Genomic DNA, 3,613 nt, shown 5'->3' with positions numbered 1-3,613 from the left:
GCCCGGCGTCGCCGGGTCCGGCGCATCGTGCTGATCGTCCTGCTCGGGGTACTCGTCGTCGCCGCGGTCGTCGTGGCCCTGCTCGCGTTCCTCGTGGGCCCACGGTTCGCCCGCTACGACGTCCTCGACCGGGCAGCTCTGGAGCGCGGGGTCGCCGACGTCGTCGGCCGCGACTGGCACCGCCAGGTCACCGGCGTGACGTGCCCGGACGGCGAGCGGGTGCGGCCCGGCGTGTCGTTCGTGTGCACCGCCACCGTCGACGGCCGGCCCCAGCAGATCCCGGTCGACGTGGTCGACGAGCACGGCGCCTACGAGGTCGGCCAGCCGCGGTGAGGCCGCGCGGGCGTCCGTGATCGCGAGTCCCCTGAGGGACCGTTCGGCCCGGTCACACGGACGTCGATCACGGAGCCGGGACGCGGGTCCGCGCTACCCTCCTCCGCCATGGCGACCTGGGACGACGTGCGCCGGCACGCGACGGCGCTGCCCGGCGTCGAGGAGCAGCCGAGCTACGGCGGGGCCGCGTCGTGGAAGGTCAAGGGCAAGGGGTTCGTGTGGGAGCGCCCGCTGCGCCCCCGCGATCTCGCCGACCTCGGGTGGAGCGAGCAGCCCGGCCCGGTGCTCGGCGCCCGCGTGCCCGACCTCGGCGCGAAGGAGGCGCTCCTGGCCGAGGGCGGCGACGTCTACTTCACGACCCCGCACTTCGACGGCTACCCCAGCGTGCTGGTCCACCTCGAGCGGATCGCCGACGACGAGCTTCGCGAGCTGGTCACCGAAGCCTGGTTCGCGCGGGCCCCGGCGACCCTGGCCCGCACGGTGCCGCGTCCCGGCTGAGTCCGACCGCTCTCAGTCCCGCCCGGCCAGCGCCGCGCTCAGCCGGTCGACCGAGCCGGTGAGGCTCCAGCGCTGCGCGAGCTCGGCGAGCCGGTCGGCGTCGACGGGCTCGTGGGGGAGGGGGCGCGTGGTCCCGGTCCAGTCGATCGGCGCATCGGGCGCCACCCGGACCACCCCGGGCGCCACGGTGAGGTACTGCGCCGCCTTCACCAGCTTGGCCCGCACGGCCGCGGACAGCCGCGGGTCCCCGCCCTCGACGACGGCCCCCACGAGGTCGGCCCACGAGTCGAACTTCGACACCACCTGTGCGGCGGTCTTCTCCCCGACGCCGGGCACCCCGGGCAGCCCGTCGGAGGGGTCGCCCCGCAGCATGGCCATCTCGGCGTACCCGTCGCCGGCCCGCGAGACCGGGACGCCGTAGCGCGCGGCGACCTCCTCGGGCCCGTAGACCTCGTACTTCGCGACACCGCGCGCGATGTAGATGATCCGGGTCGGGGCGGGGTCGTCGCGGACGAGCTGGAGCAGGTCGCGGTCCCCGGAGACCACCTCGATCGGCTGCGACGACTCGGTGGCGCACAGGGTGCCGATGACGTCGTCGGCCTCGTAGCCCTCCGCGCCCGCCGTCGGGATCCCGGCCGCGGCGAGGACGTCGAGGATGATCGGGACCTGCACCCCGAGCTCCGGGGGAGCGGCCTCGGCGTCGGGACCGCCGCCGACCGTGGTGTCCGCGGGGTCGACGCCGCTCGCCGGGTCGACGCGGTGGGCCTTGTAGGACGGGATCGCCCGCACGCGGAAGGCCGGGCGCCAGTCCCGGTCGAGGCAGGCGACGACGCTCGCGGGCGGCCGGGCCCGCACGAGGCGGGCCACCATGTCGCAGAACCCCCGCACCGCGTTGACGGGCGTCCCGTCCTCGGCGGTGAGCGAGGACGGGACCCCGTAGAACGCGCGGAACCACAGACTCGCGGAGTCCAGCAGCATCACGGGCCCGTCACTCATGGTCGGCAAGAGTGCCACTCTCGTCCGACGCCGTGGTCCGGGCGTCCCCGCCGGCGGTGACCCACCGCGCGTAGCGGGCACCGGCGACCAGCAGCACGAGACCCGCCCCGAGGAACACCGCGACCCGCGCGAGCCCGTCCAGGGCGTGGAGGTCGAAGAGGACCAGCTTCGCCACCGCCGCCACCACGAGCACCCCGCCGAGCACGCGGGGCAGGCTCACCGCCTCGGTGCGGGGCCCGCGCACGAGCAGGACCAGGGCGAGCGCGACCCACGAGATCGTCACGAGGACGTGCCCCACGAGGAAGCCCGTCCGCGTCGGGGAGACGGCGAGGGCCAGGGTCACGACGAACCCGGCCGCGCCGTAGAGCCCGAGCAGGCCGAGCACCGCGGTGGCCACCGCCGAGCGGTCCCGTGTCGCGAGGAAGCCGAGCCGTCCGAGGGCCGCGAGCAGCGTCCCCGCGGAGCCGATCAGCAGGACGCCGACGACGGCCATCGCGAGCATCTCGGCCCACCCGCCGGGGCGGCCGTCGACGACGACGGTGAACGGCAGGTCCCGCGCGAGCGCCAGGACCGCGCCGATCAGGCCGAACACCCCGGCCGCGACGAGCAGCCCGGTGCGGCGGGTGCCGAGCGCGGTCGCGGCGAGCACGGTCGCGACGGCGAGGACGAGCCCGCTCACCGCGACCCCGGTGAGCGCGAGCGGGATCGCCTGGAGCCCGACGACGGCGGTCGCGGTGGCCGCCGTCGTCGCGAGCGCCGGCGTGGCGGGGACGCGCACCGCCCCCCGCTCGGCCGTGGCGGCGACGCCGAGCAGGACGAGCACCGCGACCACGTCGACCAGCGCCCCCACCGGACGCGGGAGCGCGACGGCGACGGCGAGCAGCGGCAGCACCGGCAGGGCGAGCACGAGGCACGCGACGACGACGAGCGGCGCCGGCCGCGTGTCCGCCCCCGTCGCCGCGTGCCCGCGGAGCAGGACGAGCGAGGCGACCGCGCCGACGAGCACCAGGGCCGCGACGGCGGCGGTCAGCTCGGCCGCCGGCGCGCCCGTGCCCCCCGAGACGGCGACGACGACCGCCGTGGAGACCAGGCCCGCGAGCGTCGCACCCAGGACGGCCACGGCGACCAGCGAGGACCAGCCACGGCGCACCGCGACCGGGAGGGTGACGACGACGAGGACCACGAAGAGGGCCGTGAGCAGGGCGCCGGGCGCGGCGACGACGAGCGGGAGGAGCACGCCCGCGCCGACGACGACGCCGAGGGCCAGGCCGTGGCGGCGCCAGCGGTCGGCGAGCACGAGCCCGCCGCCCGCGACGAGCAGGGCCAGGACGAGCGCGACCGGGGCGGGGAGCAGGTCGTACAGCGAGGTGGCCGCCGCGACGGTGAGGTAGAGCGCGGTGATGCCGGTGGCCGCGAGCGACACCGGGCCGGGGTCGGCGGCGGGGACGGTGCCGTCGGTTGCCGCGCCCGCGCGGCGCCGCTGCAGCGTGACGCCCGCCCCGACCAGGGCGAACCCGACGACCGCGCCGAGCACCACGCGGGCCTCGGCCCCGAACCAGCCGCGGGAGGCGGCGAGCAAGAGCAACAGGACGACGCCGACGAGTGTCACCCCGGCGCCCGCGACGGCCAGGAGCCGGGCACCGGTGACACGCGGCAGGCGCAGGCCGCCCGGGCGCCGCGGCGGCTCGGGCGGCCGGGCGGGTGGCGGGGCCCACGGCGAGGCCGTCCCGGCCGGAGCGGGCGGCGGTGCGAACGGGCTCCGTGGCGGTCCGAAGGATCGGCACCG

General features: G+C 77.4%; 4 protein-coding genes. 2 read left to right on the top strand and 2 right to left on the bottom strand.

What is annotated here, in order from left to right; all coding sequences use genetic code 11:
- Nucleotides 1-333 (top strand): DUF4333 domain-containing protein (locus AC0CYZ_RS28965; protein WP_472221571.1); only part of this gene is annotated, 333 nt, incomplete at its 5' end.
- A gap of 108 nt (nucleotides 334-441) precedes the next feature.
- Entirely contained in the window at nucleotides 442-831 is a 390-nt protein-coding gene (locus tag AC0CYZ_RS28960) for an MmcQ/YjbR family DNA-binding protein (protein ID WP_472221570.1), read from the top strand.
- A gap of 12 nt (nucleotides 832-843) precedes the next feature.
- Here the strand turns inward: AC0CYZ_RS28960 and AC0CYZ_RS28955 are convergent, their stop codons facing one another.
- Both AC0CYZ_RS28955 and AC0CYZ_RS28950 read right to left on the bottom strand, forming a co-directional pair.
- Nucleotides 844-1,827: a 5'-3' exonuclease gene (locus AC0CYZ_RS28955; RefSeq protein WP_472221569.1), complete on the bottom strand. Its 984-nt coding sequence runs from the start codon at nucleotides 1,825-1,827 to the stop codon at nucleotides 844-846.
- On the bottom strand, nucleotides 1,820-3,613 hold a 1,794-nt coding region (locus AC0CYZ_RS28950), incomplete at its 5' end, for a DUF2339 domain-containing protein (protein ID WP_472221568.1). The genes AC0CYZ_RS28955 and AC0CYZ_RS28950, both read right to left, overlap by 8 nt.

The sequence above is a fragment of the Actinomycetospora sp. genome (assembly GCF_055612215.1).
The sequence above is the reverse complement of the archived record's forward strand: the minus strand, read 5'-3'. Positions and strand labels throughout refer to the sequence as shown.